Origin of the sequence: Rhodococcus sp. 24CO (genome assembly GCF_050586165.1) — a bacterium.
GTDB lineage: Bacteria > Actinomycetota > Actinomycetes > Mycobacteriales > Mycobacteriaceae > Rhodococcus_F.
In genome coordinates this window covers 66535-79073 of the sequence record NZ_JAZFNF010000014.1, presented here as the reverse complement: position 1 = coordinate 79073, position 12539 = coordinate 66535, and the positions used below count along the sequence as shown (strand labels likewise).

Below are 12539 nucleotides of genomic sequence, written 5' to 3'. Positions count from 1 at the left end.
CCTCAAGCTGAGCTGTCTGCCGTGTAAATCGCTTAATAAGCGTTTCTGCTGGGGGCTCCTTCATCTGCCTGGGTCGTCACATTTCCAGCAAGAATTCAAGTCGCGTCAGACGGCTCCGCGTATCGGTCGACGCGCCACGAAGCGCTTTGGCCAAGTTGTCCGGAGCCGTACCTGTGCTGAGCACCTCAAGTAGATGTTCAGCCTTGTGTACAAGGTGCCCGACCGTGAAATCAAAACTGAAATAACTAGGGTGGTCGTCCTTGGAAGATAAGATTGGACGGCCATGTTCGCAAAGATCGAAAGCTACGAAGAATGTGTAAACCCAGGACTGGGTTGTGATTTTTTTAAGATCGCGGTGCCCATAGAATCTGCCGAAAAGGTTATCTAGGAAGGTGAATCCGGTGCGGACGCGGCGAATGACTTCGTTAGCTTCTTGGAAAGAATCATCATATTTCCGGTATATTCCGTCAATCGCGGTTTTGTTTTTGGCCTGTATGCCAAGCAAAGCTGCGATCATAAGCTCACTAGTCAGTTCGGCATCTCTCATCTGCGCAAGGTATCGTGGGTTAAATGTTCCCCATTGTTGCCATCGGTCAATCTGATCATATGAAAGCATGTAGGCAATCGTCTTGAACTCACCGTGAAATTCCGCATTTCGGAGTTCTTGATCGTTCAGTCTTTCGCCCGTACTGTTTAGTCTTGCGAATAGTTGTAGCAAATGTCGGTCAGACAGATTGGCAGGTAGTACGTGAACCGATAGTTCGGTGTCAGTTATTCGCTCTTGGATCTCGGGTGGTAGATCTCTGAATGTCATACCAGCAAGTGCTTTATTATGCGACTTGAGAATTGTGAACTGGTCGCGATCAGTAATATTGTCCAAAACCTCGGGTGCGACGTACGCCAAAATAGTTCGTAGTCGCTGTTGCCCGTCGACGACATGTCGGACGTTGGAGATCGTTCGTCGATCTTGCTTGTTCTGCAGATAGATTATCGGCACGGGATACCCCCGAATGAGCGTGTCGATCAGGTAGCTTTTGGCCTTCGGTGTCCAGACGTCACCTCGCTGGAAGTACGGCCGCAAGTTGAGGCCACCCGCGCGTTGCCACTCTAGAAAGTCTGTGACTGTGTAAACAGTTTTGGTGACCGAGATAGGCGCGTCGATGTCTTCTTGCACTCCCGGAGTCTAGCCTGAACACGCTGCGACATCGGTGCATCGATACAGCCCGGCGCGCGTCGATACCGGACCCCAACCGCGACAAGGATGTCCAAGCTCAAGTGAGAAAACGAGGTCCTTCTGGAGCGACGGCATGGCAACACCGACAATCGCCACGGCAATCAGGATTGGCACGGAACCTTCGATTTTCATTGCACGTCTCTGACCTGTGAATCTCGGCATATTCGACGCGCGTTTAGCCATCACGCTGGCCGGTTCGTCGAGGTCGCGAGGGCCGACCAGCGAGAGTTGCACCGGCTTACACGCCGATAACCAAAGAGAACACCAACGCGGTGCTCGCTGAGCGCCGACGGAACGAATACACCATCACCATCCGTACTGCCGTCGACAAGTGGCTACGACAGAATGGCGGTTTGGATGGATTTGTCTTGCCCGACACGAAGTTCGATGGGCCAACCACGTGCAAAGCGCCGCTGAGCTACTTCGATCTGACAACGACGGATGGACTCTGGGAGCTCGCCAACCCGTACTATCGGCAGGTGTACCGCAATTCCGATCCTGAACTTGTCGAGGTAATCGAGAGACATCAGCGGGTTGGACTGGTGTCGCGAATTGCGGCGATGTTCAGAAGTGATCGCAAGGTGGAAAGAAAGCTGATCAGGGACGGGGAAAACGAGGTGAACACACTGAAAATGGGCGACGAAGTCGTTGCGGTCGGGGATTTCGGCGGGATTTTGCGCAGACGAATTCCTGCCGGGTCGGTGGGCCGCGTCGTTCAGTCGGGGTTGGGGCAGAACCTTCGGGTGTCATTCATCGTCAAGGGTGACCCTGGTGGACATTTCGGCGTTGACGAACAGGTTGTGGTCACTGTCAAAGATATCGATCCGGTGGAAGAGTTAGTGTCGCCGCCGCATCCGTTGGAACCATAACTAGATGGTGAGTGCTTTGCGCTGCGCGTTTTCCAGCGACAACGTAAGCAGATCGGCAATGCGATCGGTATTGAGGGGCATCGGTAGTTCTTGCGACAGTCGGGTGACGGTGCGCATCGCGGCCTCACGTTCACCGGCAGGTGCGCTCTCGTCGAGTGCGATCGCCAGTGCCCCTTCGATCGTCTTGAGGGTCTTGCGCTGATCACGGGTCAGGACGGCCATCCCGACTGTTCGAGCGTGCCGATCTGCTGCGGTCCATGCTGCGGCCAGGGTGGTCGCCGCTGTACGGAACGTGTCGATCCGGTGCGCCGTTCGGGGCACGGTTTCCGTGTGCAGCGCTTCGGCGTCCGCGAGGGCTGTGAGGAATGCGGCGGTGAACGTGTCGGTGTGATCGTCGAGGATGGGGCGTTCGAAGATCGCGTAGGGATCTGCCAGGTAGTCGGCGAATTTGCTTCGTGTGTGATCGAAGATCGTTCGTGCTGTGTGCCAATCCTTTTCACGGTCCTCTGCTGCGGCTCGGCGATCGACGATCTGGTTGCGCGCCCGAAGAGCGATCAGGCCCAGCGCCCCGAGCACAAGAAAGGCAGCGATGACCACACCCACGGCGGCGAAGGGTGTCGAGTTCATCGGTTCATCCGGTGCCGGTGCGGCAGGAACAGGTAGGGGTGGGGCGAGAGGATTCTCGGTGGGCGCATCGTGCGGCTCTGCTCCACGGTCGCCGAGCAGGGAAGAAACCAGGAGCTGGACGCTACCCAGGACCACAAGGCCGATCAGTGCAGGAGCGATCCTTCCGAGCTGTCCTGGGTCGCCGGCACCGTTCGAGTTGCCCCACATGAACTTGGCGACGTGGACGACAATCCAACCGGTGCACAGGATCATGCCGCCGCATGTCATCCAGTCGATCGCGCTGGTCAGGAAGTCTGACATGGCCATGAGTGATTCAGGAACCGGTGGCGCAGCGTCGGCCAAGAGGTGCAGATTCATTGTTCTCCAAAGGTATTGGGGAAAGCGGTCCCGGCGGGCTTGCCTTTTGAATTAATGTAGGTGAATAATTCAGGTAGCGCAATAAACGTAGGTGCTAAATTATGTGGGTGACAGAACGAGGCAGACCCAAGAGCGAGGATCCAGCCCGCAACATCACCAGCGTTCGACTCACCGACTCCGAGCATCGACTAGCCAAGGAAGCAGCGGGTTTGGCCAATCTCCGTCTAGGCCAATACATGCGGGCCAAGGTTGTCGAGGCCGCACAGGAAGAGATCGGGCGGGCGCAGCAGGTGCGCGAACACTCGGACGGAGACGAGACCGAGACCGGACAGTGAAATGTGCTCGAACGCTGGACGTTCTCTTTTTTGTCCGCAGTCCTGAACGCCCTGAAACTGTACGGAACTGAAACAAAGTCCTTCGCATCAACTCGGTAGGGGAAACATGGCAAACATGATCTGGATCTTGGTCGTCGTACTCGCTTCAGGCTTCGGGACGCTCGCGGTACGGCGGCTGCTCACGGGCAAGAGAACAGCTGGAACAGCACTGACGGTGGTCGGCTCGGTCTTACTCATCGCCGCTGCCGCCGTCGAAATTATCACCGAACCCACCGACGTCACAGGTACTGCTTCGTTGAGTTTGACCTTCCTCGGGGGAGCCGCATCCCTGACCGCGATGACCTTGGACAACCGCGAACGTAGCCGCAAGAACGTCTAGACCTGCACACGACAAGGAGTAGCCGCATGACAACCGACGATGACGTGATCACGACATTCGAGCGTTGCGTGAACAGCGCAGTCGAGAAGGCGCGCGCTGACTTGCTCGCGCTCGCACAGGACCGGAAGTATCAAGAGTCGGCCTGGCACCTTGCGGACGTGGTCACCGACGCCGTAACAGCTCTGCGCGATGCAGCGAAGACCGGAAGCCACACCACGGGAATCGAATCGGACGAATCTGTCCTGGTCCGCGACGAGGTGCTGGTCGACGCGCTGAACGATGGGATGCATAGGCTCGCCCGCTACCCAAACGATGCTTTCGGCAGCTACGCAGCCGGATGGCGGGCATGTGACCGGATGGACATCGCCACTGAGCGCACCCGACGTCAGCTGAACGAGATGTGGATTCCGTCGCCCTATCGGCCCACCACGTGCGCAAATTCGATCTACGGACCGTTCCCTGCAGAGCCCGCATGGCCGCCATCTAAAAACGAGTGCGAAGAAGAAGGCCGATGAGCAGTTCCGCGCGAGGACAACTGACGCAGAGCTACGCGAAAAGGGAGAAATAGCATGGGCAGAGTCGGAATTCTCACCGAGAAGCCCTCGGCGGCCCGAAATTTCGCCGCTGCTTTGGGTGGTATGAGCGGCACGTTCGACGGAACGGAATACGTGATCGTGAATGCTCGCGGTCACCTGTTGGAATTGAAGGACCCCGCGGCGATGGTGCCCGCCTCCCTCTCCGAGCAGTACAAGAGCTGGGATCTGGAACATCTACCGTGGAATGCCGGCGACTTCCGCTGGGAGCGCGAGGTCAGACGCAAGTCCGTCGGCGGGAAGCTGGTCACCGACGCTGACGCGACGAGTCTGCTCGACGCACTCAAAGCGACCTTGTCGACGTGCGAAACCGTATGCAACGCCGCCGATCTCGATCCGACTGGTGAGGGTTCGCTGCTGGGTTGGGAAATCGTCGAGTACCTGGGTCTGGAGGGCAAGAAGCTCGAGCGGATGGAGTTTCTCGACGAAACCCCGGCATCGTTGCGCAAGGCATTCACGACTCGCCGCCCGGTGACGTCGATCGAGTCCGAAGGTGACTACCGCAAGGCCGACTTCCGATCGAAGTGGGACATGCTCTCGATGCAGTTCACACGGGCGGCGACGAAAGTGTCCGGCTCAAACACCGTGGTGCGCAACGGTCGCCTCAAGTCGGCGATGGTCGTGATCGTCGGTGACGGCCTCGACGCGCACAAGGGCTACGTCAAGAAAGCGTTCTACGAGAACCGCTTTCGTGACGAGAACAAGGTCACCTACACCGACCCCGACATCGACCGGTTCGAGAACAAGATTGCCGTCCCCGGCGGCCTCGAAACGTCCCCGGTGGTCCACGACGAGACCACCCGCAAGAAGACCGGACCACCGAAATTGCTGGACCTCGCCGGGCTCTCGTCGCTGCTGTCGAAGAAGGGCTTCGAAGCCAAGCAGGTCCTCGACACGTACCAGCGCATGTACGAGGCACAAGTGGTGTCCTACCCACGGACCGAGGACAAGTTCATCTCGATTGAGCAGTTCAACGAACTACTCCCGCTGATCGACAAGATCGCCGGCGTCGTCGGAGTGAACCCGGCCGCGCTCAGTCACCGCGGACCACGCAAGAGCCACATCAAGTCCGGCGGCGCACACGGTGCCAACCGTCCCGGCCCCAACGTGCCGCCGAATTTGGCTGCGGTGGAACAAAAATTCGGCGAACTGGGTAAGGAAATTTACGAACTCCTGGCGAAGAACTACCTGACGATGCTCGCCCCGGACTACGAGTACGACCAGCACCGGGGGCATGTCGAGAAGTACCCGAGCTTCGTCGGTTCGCTGAACGTCCCGGCAGTGCTCGGATGGAAAGGCGTGTTCGTTGCCGAGAACGACGAGGACGAGCCGGACGACGCAGCATCGGGTGCGACTGCGCTCGGGACCGTCGCGACACCGTTCGTCCACGAGGGCTTTCCGACGCGGCCACCGCACCCGACGATGGGCTGGCTGATGAAACAGCTGGAAAAACGCAGCGTGGGCACCGGTGCCACCCGGACGAGCACCTATGCCGAGGTCACCAACAACGCCAACGGCAAAGCTCTGATGCGCGAGCAGCGCGGCAAGATCACGCTCAGCGCGGTCGGCGAACTCAACCACCGGATTCTGCCGGGCACGCGCATCGGCGATCTGACGATCACCGAGAAGGTTTTCGAGCAGATGGCACAGGTCGAGGCGGGTACGAGCGCAGCTCCCGACTTCCTCGCGCTCGTGGCACCCCTGGTGCGCCACGACCTCGAGAAGATGAAGGCGAACGCGAGCAGGTTGCCGGCCGAACTCAAAGAACGAATGGCCAAGGCCGGCGTGACACGGGCACCGGTCGAGAACATCACCTTGCCGCCGGCACTGCATTTCACCCACGGCGACACCGTGGTCACCACCGCGAAGAGGGGGTTCGGTGGGCACCGGTTCACCGACGCCGAGGTAGCCGCACTGGTGGCGGGCGGCGTCATCGAGATCACGGCGACGAGCACCAAGACCGGCAAGCCGTACACCTGCAAGGGCACGCTCGAAGCCGGAGTGATGGAGAAGAACGGGAAGACGTACCCGTTCGTGGGCTTCAAGCCCCAGTTCGAGGAGCGAGCACCGAGAACGGACCTGGTCAGCGGAGTGTGGAAGGGCAAGAAGGTCCAGTTCAAGGGCCGCGGATGGGGCGCGAACGAGCACTGGTCAGGTAAAGACTTCACCGAGCAGGAACTGGCGAAGCTGCTGGCCGGGGAGACCATCGAATTCGAGGCCAAGGGCAAGTCCGGCAAACCGTACACAGCGAAGGGTGCGCTGGCCGCAAAGACTTTCAACGGCCAGAAGGTGTTCGGGTTCACGTTGAAGTTCGAGGACCGAAAAGCTCCCACCGGCGCGAGGAAACGCCAGGTCGGCAAGTAATGGCAGCAGCTGCAAGATCGCAACTACAACAGAGGAGAACCGAATTAATGGCCCTTCGTGAAGCCACCCCCGATGAGCTCGCCGCCGGTAGCGGGCCACTCGTGGTCGAGCCAATCCCGCAAGACGACTGGTACACCGCCGAACAGCTCATGGGCCTTGGCTACAAACCAGATGTCCTCGAAGAACTCTTCGGCCCGCCCACCGCAGGACCAGAAGGACTCACGGGCTGGACAGTGTCCTCCGTCAGCAAGATTGAACAGACAGTCATTGCGCCCGCCGCGCGACTCGTAGAGCGCATCTTCTCCGACGACGAAGCTGCGGCCGATCTTCTTGTCCGGGACAGTACTGCGTAGCGCACGAAACTATCGAGCAGTACGCAACACCTGGCCTGAACTGTCGCGCGCACCTACGGTGCGTTGCCGCTACGCGGCCAGCGGTGGTCGGGAAGGTCGTCGTACGAGTCGCCTCAGCCCACCATGCCGGGGGCCCGACCAGTCAACCCACGCTTCGCTCTACGGGGTTGACAGCCCACCCTCAGCCTGGTGAACGGGATGCGACTCTACCGACCCTCCGGAAGGAACCACCATGACCGAAACAGCCACCACTACACGATTTGTCGTTGTACCCCGCACGGCAGAACACGGCGGATACGAAAACAAGTGCTTCACCCACTTCGTTCAGGACAACGGAGACCGCTACAGCCTGCGCGGACCGATGGTCCAGTCGGACGCGGAATGGCTCGCAACCAACATGAACACCCGATTCGGCTAAGAATCACCATCAGGAAGGCCCGCGCCGGGATGCGGTGCGGGCCTTTTCGGCTGCTGTCGGCGAGATAACTTAGCGCCCGTTTTCCCGCAGAGTTACGCGTGCGAGCATCTGTTGTTCTCTCATTCTGCTGGTGATTCCGCAGAGTCGTCAGGGTACTGGGGTTTCTTCATGTGGATCAGCTCGTCGCTGCCCTTGTAGCGGTACGCCCAACCTCCGTCCGGAAGAAGCACGGTGCCGGCCTGACCGTTGTCCGGAGCTGGAGTCCACCGTTTGGGTTGGTCAGGGTCTGCAATCTCGCTCATCTCACTATTGTCTCAACCTCGGAAAACGTGGCGAAGCCAATCGAAATCTGCGCACACTCGGTATATGAGCCCTGCAACGGGAAACCCGGTACCACCGATGCTCGCCACCCTCGGGGATCCCCCGACAGGGGAGCGGTGGGCCTGGGAGGGCAAGTGGGATGGAATGCGGGCCATCGCCACCACAGGCACGAAAGAGCCCGAATTGTGGTCGCGCAACGGCAACAACGTCAGTGAGTCCTTCCCCGAGATCGTCGACGCCCTCACCGCAGTGCTCGGTCACCGCGAAACCGTTCTCGACGGCGAAATCGTCGCCCTGGACAAGGGTGTTCCGTCCTTCGCCAAGCTGCAACGCAGAATGCACGTCCGCACACCCACCACTCAACTGCGAAACGCAGCTGTGACCACCTATTACGTGTTCGACATCCTTGAGATCGACGGCACCTCGACCACCGAGCTGACTTATCTCGAGCGTCGCTTTGCCCTCGCCAGTCTCAGTATCGAGAACCCGCGCATCAAAGTCCCACCGTTCTGGCTTAACGTCGACGGCGCCGCCATGCTCGAGGTCGCGAAAAAACACCATCTTGAGGGAATCGTCGCAAAGAGTGTCAACTCGACGTATCAGCCGGGGAAACGGTCTGCGAGCTGGATCAAGACCCCGCTCAGAGCTAATTGCGAGGCCATAATCTGCGGGCTCGTCGAGGGTTCGGGCGGTGCGGCCGGCGGCATCGGGTCGCTGATCCTCGGTGCCCACGACGATTCAGGCTCACTCGTCTACATCGGAAATGTAGGCACTGGATTTTCTTCCAGGCAGCGCCGGGAGCTGCGTGACAAACTCCTCGAATCGAGCGGCCCACCAGCCCATTCGCAATCGCGCCGCCTTATGCAATAGGGAGAGTGGCACGGTGGTCCGCCCCGATCTATGTCTGTGATGTCGAGTACCGCGAATATGTCGGTGGCGCACTCAGGCACCCAAGCTACAAAGGGCTGCGCAACGACAAATCGGCCGATGAAGTCAAGGTGCCATTATCCGATACAGATGCAACATGACTCTCGATCTGGTGGCCACTGTTTTCCCAGGAAACGACGCTATGAGGAATCGGATCGACCATGCGCCATCGCGGTTAAGGGCCGGAACTTTTCCGGCGATTGAGCCGCTTTGCATGACGCTCCACTTCGCTGTCATACGACTCGCCCGCAGCGACAGGGGATGTTCCGACTCGCTGGCTGGCACAGCCGCTAACTGGAGCGGCCGGACTTTGCGGAGCGGTGACCACGTTTGTCAACAACTATGGTGCGTGCAGTCGAAGACCTGTTCGGGCGACGCGCGATTATCGACGTTTCCCGTGGAGACTTTTCACGAAAGATGCTTACGAAACCGGAGTGACGATAAGCCACCGCACGATTCCGCCTACATTCCAGAGTGCTTCCGGATTTTCGCGTGCCGCTAGATACACAGCGGTGGCTTGGGTGCCGGCGAGCTCTCCACGCTGGCCGGACGGTGGGTTGGGCCTAAGGAACCCGGAAGGGTCTGGGCCTGGCCATGTGGGTAGTTCATTAGCTGAGACGCTGGGGTCGACGAGGCCGGGTTGATCGACGGAGACCCGCTCTGGAATAGATTCTGCCGCCTCTGTCACGGAGATCGCCGGTCCTTCGGCAACTTCATTGGCTTTACTTCCGCAGCCCACCGGTATGAGAGCAAGTCCCGTGACTGCCATTCCCACTACTGCACGACGAATTGGCATTCGTTGTATTCGCATTCGTTGCTCGCCTCCTCCGGCCCGCCCACACAATGTGAGCCCCAGCTTGGCACTTCAAACGCGGCTACCGCTCCCAGATGATTGCGCTGACCCCGATGTGCCTCATCTTCGATGGTAGATGCCAAAGGGGCTGGGGCCATATGAAGCCATATGAAAACGAAACTGCTCGGAGAGCTTTGATGCTCTCCGAGCAGTTATCAGCACATCGCTATTGACGATTGATCGCCGTCAGTTCCTGGCGTTGACTACGTCGAAGTCGTGCCAGTCCGGGTACGTGACGACCGGATATTGCCCGTCCGCCGGTCCTTGGACCATGCAACTTCCTCTGAAGCCGGCGGGTCCGCCGGGATGTTCGTCGAGCCCCAGGGCGTGGCCGATTTCGTGGCACGAGGTTTTCAGCCTCTGATTAGGGGTGACCGCAGTGGATGTGTTGAGCTGAATGTTCGCTCCGCGGTAATTTCCGGCCCCGTCGAACTGGGGCTGGGCGACTCCGTAGTAGGCCGAGCCTAGGTTCGGATTTTCCCAGATCATGACGCATCCGTTCGAGGATGCGCAGTCCCACCAGTGATAGGTGAGATTGATGCGGTTGCTGTCGAGTCCGTTGTCCCATGTCTGGGTAGCACTGTCAATTGGGAAGGGCGTCGTCCGATCCGCGACACTTACCCAGTCAGTGATGTAGTTGCCCCAGTTGCCGGGGATAGCGTGATGCGCAGACGCCGGGGCCGCGGTTGCGGTTATGATTCCGGCGATAGCCATGACCGCAGCTGCGATTATGACAAAGAGCTTTCGGATCACTGCACACTCCTTGCGTATCCGAAGGTGCGGCAGAGGTTGTCGCGTTCCTCCCGGCTGTCGATGGGTTTCACTGAGTCAACGGCCAGAGGACTGGCGAACCGACCGTCTTCGAGGTAACAGATCCAGGCTCCGCCACCAGCGACTACAACGCTGTCTCGGATCTTCTCAACGACATCACCACAGGGCCGTTCACCCATGTCGGGCGAATTTGAGATTCCGGATCGCTCCAGAGGCGCCGCTCCTTCTCCCTTTGGCTTCCCTGTGGTCGGGTCGATCGGAGGCTCGGGCCGCGGAGCGTCTCGCTCGAAGCCCGGCTGAGTCGGCGGCCATTGCTCCGGCCCGGGACTTATCCCGCGCGCCTGAGCCGCTTTGTCGAGTCCGCGGACCATATCGCACGACAGAGCCGCTGCCCTGTCCTCAGTCTCGACCACCTGCTGAATCGCAAGGGGTGTAGCGGATCCCGCCGTCGCGAAGATTGCGCCTCCCAAGACTCCAGCAACCACCGCCCCGGCGCCTACAAATCCAACTAGTTTTCTCATATCCCCCTCCATTCTGTGTGTGACGTGCGGTCGTGCGAACGAGTGATGTTTCGTCTTCGCGTGAAAAGTGGTGCAGACTTCAAGAGCGTCCGTCCTATCGATACCTATCAGTCGGCGCAGCGCTGACGGTCGCGCCCGGGCTGTTGAAACCGAATCGCCAAGCCCTGTCCAGGTCCGAATAAAATCTTGTGAAGAGGCTGCGAGGTGATTCCTTGCTCACACTAAGTTGTTGACTATTCGTTTACTGGAAATATCATGTCTCATTCTTGTAACAAACTAGTCGGATTAGTTTTGATTCAAGGTGGTGTCACCACATGCCATCAACAACTAGTACTTTAGTTGGAGTGCAACAGTTTTGCCTTTCTAGGCAGGCAGGCAGGCAGGCAGGCAGGCTATTCCTCCCATGGATACATGAGAGGAATGCATGTCATTGCTGATTATTCGCGCTGGCGTCTCTGGATCCCCAACTAGGGGGTGCCGCCGATAAATATTCGGGCCAACGAGCGGTCAGACTGGAATCGATGCGATTCTTGCGAAACTCGTCGAAAGAGAGCGGTCCGCCAGTCAATTCGCAATCACTCACCCGCCGTACGCAAATAGCGACGAATAGCACGCTGTCGGCCCCGATCTACGTACTGCGAATGCGACGTCGAGTGCAGGGTGAACCTGCCAGTATTCGATACCTCCCACATCGAGCCAGTGCGTTCACCGAAGGGGTCGGTGATTTATGAGCGCACCTGGACTTCACGGTTGATGCGTCGGGGGGTGGACCCACTACACCGCAACATGTCAACGCACTATTTCCAGCAATAGCCACCGAAGTGTCCTGTTGGCTGTGTCAACTGAAGTTTGGTCTGATGCATTGCCGCGAGATTGTCCGCCGTCGGCCGGAATACTACGCGTTTCGAATACTGCACATCCGCCAGTCAACCTCCCCAGGCAGACACTGACCGACGTTTCCCTGCATAAGGCGAAGCCGCCGGCACCCGAAGATGTCCAGCGGCTTCCTATTTGACCAATGGCCGAACTATCTCGGCGCAGATTGGCGCGGAGCGAAAAAGGAGATCGCCGAATTGAACGGCACCGCGTAGTCGGAGAAGGGCGGTGGGATGGTCCTACCCCCGGACTCGCTTTCCTTCCGTGCGGCCTAGGAAGTCTCGGGGCCGAGTAGACGGCTGATCGCGGTGTGGGCCCGTGTGCGTGTGTCGCGGCGCTGGAAGAGTTGGAGATCGTGATTGGTCTGCATCACGATCGCGTGGAGTTCGAAGACGAGTTGGTCGACATCAGTATCGGTTGGTAATTCGTGGAGTCGAACAGCTAGCCGCGCTTCGCGCCGAAGCCATTGCACTCCGTGTTCCACGGCCTCCGCGATTGCATCCCTGACCGGCCCTGGATGCCCGTCCTGTTCGCTGGCAGCTGCGAGGAAAAGGACATTCACACGTTCGTCGGCATCTCTGTGGCGCAACGACAAATCGGCCGACGAGGTCGACCTCCCAGGCAGACACTGACTTCCGTACCCCGCACATGACGAAGCCGCCGGCACCGAAAAGGGTGTCCAGCGGCTTCCACAAGGTCGGTGCCCGTCTTGCGCCTCTCGGCAAGTGGCCGCTCGAAGCG

Annotated in this window: 15 protein-coding genes; 9 read left to right on the top strand and 6 right to left on the bottom strand. The window is 59.1% G+C overall.

The window, feature by feature from the left end:
* Positions 1-76: 76 nt before the first annotated feature.
* The gene (locus V2B23_RS27755; RefSeq protein ID WP_430953195.1) at positions 77-1174 is read right to left on the bottom strand and encodes a DUF262 domain-containing protein; all 1098 of its coding nucleotides are present in this window, start codon (positions 1172-1174) and stop codon (positions 77-79) included.
* A gap of 332 nt (positions 1175-1506) precedes the next feature.
* Between V2B23_RS27755 and V2B23_RS27750 the strand changes: the two genes are divergently transcribed.
* Positions 1507-2103, top strand: coding sequence for a hypothetical protein (locus tag V2B23_RS27750; protein WP_430953194.1), 597 nt, complete (start codon positions 1507-1509; stop codon positions 2101-2103).
* Here the strand turns inward: V2B23_RS27750 and V2B23_RS27745 are convergent, their stop codons facing one another.
* On the bottom strand, positions 2104-3087 hold the full coding sequence (locus V2B23_RS27745) for a hypothetical protein (protein WP_430953193.1): 984 nt from the start codon (positions 3085-3087) through the stop codon (positions 2104-2106).
* A gap of 107 nt (positions 3088-3194) precedes the next feature.
* On the opposite strand from V2B23_RS27745, the gene V2B23_RS27740 reads away from it, so the two are divergent.
* From V2B23_RS27740 to V2B23_RS27715, 6 genes are all read left to right on the top strand, one after another.
* Positions 3195-3422: a DUF6290 family protein gene (locus V2B23_RS27740; protein ID WP_430953192.1), complete on the top strand. Its 228-nt coding sequence runs from the start codon at positions 3195-3197 to the stop codon at positions 3420-3422.
* 115 nt (positions 3423-3537) lie between these two features.
* Positions 3538-3801: a hypothetical protein gene (locus tag V2B23_RS27735; RefSeq protein WP_430953191.1), complete on the top strand. Its 264-nt coding sequence runs from the start codon at positions 3538-3540 to the stop codon at positions 3799-3801.
* A gap of 26 nt (positions 3802-3827) precedes the next feature.
* Positions 3828-4316 (top strand): hypothetical protein, encoded by a 489-nt coding sequence (locus tag V2B23_RS27730; RefSeq protein ID WP_430953190.1) that lies wholly within the window; start codon positions 3828-3830, stop codon positions 4314-4316.
* A gap of 54 nt (positions 4317-4370) precedes the next feature.
* On the top strand, positions 4371-6758 hold the full coding sequence (locus V2B23_RS27725; RefSeq protein ID WP_430953189.1) for a DNA topoisomerase: 2388 nt from the start codon (positions 4371-4373) through the stop codon (positions 6756-6758).
* Positions 6759-6805: 47 nt separating this feature from the next.
* A complete protein-coding gene (locus V2B23_RS27720; RefSeq protein WP_092808793.1) occupies positions 6806-7111 on the top strand; it encodes a hypothetical protein in 306 nt (101 codons plus the stop codon).
* A gap of 232 nt (positions 7112-7343) precedes the next feature.
* The gene (locus V2B23_RS27715; protein ID WP_092808794.1) at positions 7344-7529 is read left to right on the top strand and encodes a hypothetical protein; all 186 of its coding nucleotides are present in this window, start codon (positions 7344-7346) and stop codon (positions 7527-7529) included.
* Between the two features lie 119 nt (positions 7530-7648).
* On the opposite strand, the gene V2B23_RS27710 is transcribed toward V2B23_RS27715, so the two are convergent.
* The gene (locus V2B23_RS27710) at positions 7649-7831 is read right to left on the bottom strand and encodes a hypothetical protein (protein WP_092808795.1); all 183 of its coding nucleotides are present in this window, start codon (positions 7829-7831) and stop codon (positions 7649-7651) included.
* A gap of 64 nt (positions 7832-7895) precedes the next feature.
* On the opposite strand from V2B23_RS27710, the gene V2B23_RS27705 reads away from it, so the two are divergent.
* Together V2B23_RS27705 and V2B23_RS27700 are read left to right on the top strand one after the other, a co-directional pair.
* Positions 7896-8720 (top strand): RNA ligase family protein, encoded by an 825-nt coding sequence (locus V2B23_RS27705; protein ID WP_309599226.1) that lies wholly within the window; start codon positions 7896-7898, stop codon positions 8718-8720.
* Positions 8721-8725: 5 nt separating this feature from the next.
* Entirely contained in the window at positions 8726-8878 is a 153-nt protein-coding gene (locus tag V2B23_RS27700) for a hypothetical protein (protein ID WP_309599227.1), read from the top strand.
* A 320-nt stretch (positions 8879-9198) separates the two neighbouring features.
* On the opposite strand, the gene V2B23_RS27695 is transcribed toward V2B23_RS27700, so the two are convergent.
* From V2B23_RS27695 to V2B23_RS27685, 3 genes are all read right to left on the bottom strand, one after another.
* Entirely contained in the window at positions 9199-9546 is a 348-nt protein-coding gene (locus V2B23_RS27695; RefSeq protein WP_258957234.1) for a hypothetical protein, read from the bottom strand.
* A 270-nt stretch (positions 9547-9816) separates the two neighbouring features.
* A complete protein-coding gene (locus tag V2B23_RS27690; protein WP_092808797.1) occupies positions 9817-10383 on the bottom strand; it encodes a hypothetical protein in 567 nt (188 codons plus the stop codon).
* A 1686-nt stretch (positions 10384-12069) separates the two neighbouring features.
* The gene (locus V2B23_RS27685; RefSeq protein WP_430953188.1) at positions 12070-12360 is read right to left on the bottom strand and encodes a TetR family transcriptional regulator C-terminal domain-containing protein; all 291 of its coding nucleotides are present in this window, start codon (positions 12358-12360) and stop codon (positions 12070-12072) included.
* Positions 12361-12539 lie beyond the last annotated feature (179 nt).